The organism is Pseudomonas sp., assembly GCF_026224925.1.
GTDB lineage: Bacteria > Pseudomonadota > Gammaproteobacteria > Pseudomonadales > Pseudomonadaceae > Aquipseudomonas.
The window spans coordinates 1-3,528 of record NZ_JAMFRV010000755.1; the positions used below are offsets into that span (position 1 = coordinate 1).

The following is a 3,528-nucleotide window of genomic DNA, read 5'->3' on the forward strand; positions in this document are numbered from 1 at the left end:
CCAGCCAATCGGAGTGCCATCATCCTGAATCACGCGTAAGCCCATCACCTGCTTGCCGGGGCTGCGTCCTTGATTCAACACCTCGAATAGCACCATGTACCACCAGTTTGCGAGAAACAGTACGAGCATACTCAAGCCCGTACCAAAGGTACTTAATGTGCGGAACAAAAAGTACAGCCCTACGATGACTAGCCCACGAATGATCAGGTCGATGCCGAACGCCAGCGAACGCGGAACCAAACCTGCGGGCCGTAGCAGCAGATCTATCCCTTCCGGGGTTTCGATTCGCGCGCGGGTATCCAGTGGCGCATGTGGCGCTGCAATCCTTGGCGAGGCGGGCGGGAGAGGCATTTTCGGGGGGTGTTTGCCTGATGAAAGACCCCGATGCTAGCCAGCGCGGGCCGGTGAAGCAACCCGACTGTTTGACCCACTTGAAACCAAGCCGGGAATAGAGGGTTCTTCAGCTAAAAGTTGTGTGTCTGAATTAGACGATTAACCCTTTGCACGTCACACGCCCTACACTTCGTCGGTCTTCTGTTTAGGAATAGCCCGTGACCTCCAGCATCTTCTGGTACGACTATGAAACCACCGGTATCAATCCGCGCAATGATCGCGCGCTTCAGGTTGCCGGTATCCGCACCGACGCAGAGCTCAATGAGATCGCTGCGCCCATCAATATCTATTGCCAGCCCAGCGAGGACATTCTGCCTCACCCTGCGGCCTGCGTAATTACCGGTATCACCCCGGATCGTCTGGCCGAACAAGGTTTGAGTGAAGCTGATTTCATGACCCGGGTGCACGCCGAGTTGTCGGCTCCTGGCACGTGTGGCGCCGGCTATAACACCTTACGTTTTGACGATGAAGTGACCCGCTACAGCCTTTACCGGAACTTTTTCGATCCCTATGCCAGAGAGTGGCAGGGCGGCAATAGTCGTTGGGATCTGATCGATGTGGTGAGAACCGCCTACGCGTTGCGCCCTGAAGGCATCGTTTGGCCTGAAGAAGACGGGCGAGTTACGTTGAAACTGGAGCGACTGACTGCTTCCAATGGCATCGACCATGGTCAGGCCCACGATGCATTGTCCGATGTGCGCGCCACTATCGCACTGGCTCGCTTGGTCCGTGAGAAGCAGCCGAAACTGTATGACTACCTGTTTCAACTGCGCAGCAAACAACGGGTACAGGATCAAATCCGTTTGATGCAACCATTGGTGCATATCTCTGGACGCTTTTCTGCGGCCCGTCATTATTTGGGTGTGGTATTACCGTTGGCGTGGCACCCGCAAAATCGCAACGCGCTTATTGTGTGCGATTTGCATCAGGATCCTTCGCCGCTGCTTGAGCATGATGCCGATACATTGCGCGCACGGTTATATACCCGCCGTGATGACCTGCTCGAAGGTGAATTACCGGTACCGCTTAAATTGCTGCATATAAATCGCTGTCCGGTCGTGGCACCGCTCAGCGTGCTGCGGCCCGAAGACCAAGTGCGTTTGCAACTGGATATGGCGAACTATCACCAGCGCGTGCAGCGCTTAGCCGAGGGCCGGGAACTTTGGCAGGATAAATTGAAAGCTGTTTATGGCCGTGAAGACTTCACGCCAAGTGAAGATCCTGAGCAGCAATTATATGACGGTTTTCTGGGTGATCGAGATCGTCGTTTGTGTGACCAAGTTCGTACTGTCGAGCCGGAACATCTAGCCCGAGATGAATGGCCTTTCGACGATGCTCGGCTCCCCGAGTTGTTATTCAGATACCGGGCACGGAACTTTGCCGATACCTTGAGCGTCGAGGAGCAAGATCGCTGGGAAGCATTTTGTAGGAAGCGTTTGTCAGACGCCGGGAGTGGGGCGCCGAATACTTTACAAAGTTTTACTGAGGCGTTGGCCGTCTCTTCCCTTAGTGCTTCGCCAGAGCAGCTTGCGGTGTTGGATCAGTGGCGGGCTTATGCGCAGCAACTAAAGGAGCGGTTCAAGCTTTGAGGCCTTAGCAGGCCCGGTGTGAGACACTTGGTAACGAAATTCAGGCAATAAAAAACGCCAGCAAGCTGGCGTTTTTTTTGACGTCATTGCTGACGACGTTATTGCTTAGCCTAAAGTTGTAGACCAGCTTTCAACGACGTCGCCGCCCCACTTGGCTTTCCACTCTTTCAGCGTTTTGTGGTTGCCGCCTTTTGTTTCAATGATTTCGCCGTTGTGCGGGTTTTTGTACTGCTTAACCTTACGTGCGCGCTTGGTGCCAGTAGGCTTAACAGCGCCGCCGCGTGGGAGCTTGCCGCTTTTAGCTTCTGGGTCCAGCAGCGCAATGATATCGCGAAGCGATTTTTGATATTCGCCCATCAAGGTACGCAGTTTGCCTTCGAATTCCAGTTCAGTTTGCAGTTTGTCGTCTTGGGACAGATTCTTCAAACGGGCTTGCAATTCTTTGATGGCTTCTTCGGTGGCGCGGTATTCGTTGATCAAGGACATGAGGATTACCTGATGTTGTGGCGTGACAGGGAGACAGTGACGCAATAATAGTCAGACACTTTGATCAAGTAAACATTAAATAAAAGTTTTAATGCATTTATTTAAAATTCAGGGCTAGCGCTACTGCTTTCGTAACACTAGATAACTCTCTTCAGCCCCTAATGAGCAAGCGTCTAATGCCATTTCTATCCAGGCAGTTCAATCGCCATGGGGTCGCTCAATCGGGTACGGTCAGCGATCTGTGCTGGCTACGTCGAATCAGTTCTACGATCGGCATCAATCAAATCAAGAGGAGTACTGCAGTTTTGCCGCGTAATCGCTAGAATGGCGGCCTTTGCGAAGTTCTGGAGTTTCCCCCACATGCGCACTTTTCGCCTGGTGATTGCTTGCCCGGACCGTGTAGGCATCGTTGCTAAAGTCAGTAACTTTCTGGCGAGCTATAACGGCTGGATAACCGAAGCGAGCCATCATTCGGACAATCTCAGTGGCTGGTTTTTTATGCGTCACGAAATTCGGGCCGATACATTACCCCTTGAACTTGACGCGTTCCGCGAGGCTTTTGCGCCGATTGCCGAAGAGTTCTCCATGGACTGGCGCATTACCGATTCGGCGCAGAAGAAGCGCGTGGTGTTGATGGCCAGCCGCGAATCTCACTGTCTTGCGGATTTGTTACACCGCTGGCACACAGATGAGTTGGATTGCGAGATTGCCTGTGTCATCTCCAACCACGAAGACCTGCGCAGCATGGTCGAGTGGCATAAAATCCCTTACTACCACGTGCCGGTAAACGCTGCCGATAAGGAGCCGGCATTTGCCGAGGTCTCCCGTTTGGTCAAGCATCACCAAGCCGATGTCGTGGTGCTGGCGCGTTACATGCAAATTCTGCCGCCGGAGCTGTGCCGGGATTTCGCGCATAAAGTGATCAACATCCACCACAGCTTTCTTCCGTCGTTTGTGGGCGCCAAACCGTATCATCAAGCCTCACTGCGCGGCGTGAAACTGATCGGCGCCACCTGCCATTACGTCACCGAAGAGCTGGATGCCGGCCCTATTATCGAGC

General features: G+C 53.4%; 4 protein-coding genes. 2 read left to right on the top strand and 2 right to left on the bottom strand.

Going from position 1 to position 3,528, the window contains the following annotated elements; translation table 11 throughout:
- A partial coding sequence (locus tag M0974_RS31465) for an RDD family protein (protein WP_297845978.1) occupies positions 1-351 on the bottom strand: 351 nt, incomplete at its 3' end.
- 200 nt (positions 352-551) lie between these two features.
- On the opposite strand from M0974_RS31465, the gene sbcB reads away from it, so the two are divergent.
- Positions 552-1,982: an exodeoxyribonuclease I gene (sbcB, locus tag M0974_RS31470; RefSeq protein WP_297845979.1), complete on the top strand. Its 1,431-nt coding sequence runs from the start codon at positions 552-554 to the stop codon at positions 1,980-1,982.
- Positions 1,983-2,087: 105 nt separating this feature from the next.
- On the opposite strand, the gene mvaT is transcribed toward sbcB, so the two are convergent.
- Positions 2,088-2,468, bottom strand: a complete 381-nt coding sequence (gene mvaT / locus M0974_RS31475; RefSeq protein WP_297845981.1) for a histone-like nucleoid-structuring protein MvaT — start codon at positions 2,466-2,468, stop codon at positions 2,088-2,090.
- A gap of 360 nt (positions 2,469-2,828) precedes the next feature.
- Between mvaT and M0974_RS31480 the strand changes: the two genes are divergently transcribed.
- On the top strand, positions 2,829-3,528 hold a 700-nt coding region (locus M0974_RS31480; RefSeq protein WP_297845982.1), incomplete at its 3' end, for a formyltetrahydrofolate deformylase.

Excerpts from the sequence above, each read along its gene's own strand:
- mvaT (WP_297845981.1), bottom strand. The coding sequence starts at position 2,468 with ATGTCCTTGATCAACGAATACCGCGCCACCGAAGAAGCCATCAAAGAA.